This window comes from Pseudomonas sp. UMAB-40, from assembly GCF_900095275.1.
Taxonomy (GTDB): domain Bacteria; phylum Pseudomonadota; class Gammaproteobacteria; order Pseudomonadales; family Pseudomonadaceae; genus Aquipseudomonas; species Aquipseudomonas mandelii_B.
In genome coordinates this window covers 131825-132038 of sequence record NZ_LT607561.1, presented here as the reverse complement: position 1 = coordinate 132038, position 214 = coordinate 131825, and the positions used below count along the sequence as shown (strand labels likewise).

Annotated in this window: 1 protein-coding gene; it reads left to right on the top strand. The window is 59.3% G+C overall.

The genetic code is table 11. The annotated features are described in order from the left end of the window. Nucleotides 1–214 (top strand): hypothetical protein (locus K0F88_RS16845; protein ID WP_219095775.1); only part of this gene is annotated, 214 nt, incomplete at both ends.

Below are 214 nucleotides of genomic sequence, written 5' to 3'. Positions count from 1 at the left end.
CAAAGCCAAAGCCAAAGCCAAAGCCAAAAGGATCGCAGCCGTCGAGAAGTTTTCGTACATCCGAAAGAACACGTCGACTACCAAGCCGCCTTCGCAGCGATGCGGCGACCCGACAAGCCAGCTCCCACAGGGTTCGGCGTACATCTGCAAGATGCTGGTCGGCTGTCAGGCCGCCATCGCTGGCAAGCCAGCTCCCACAGGAATCGGCGTGTAC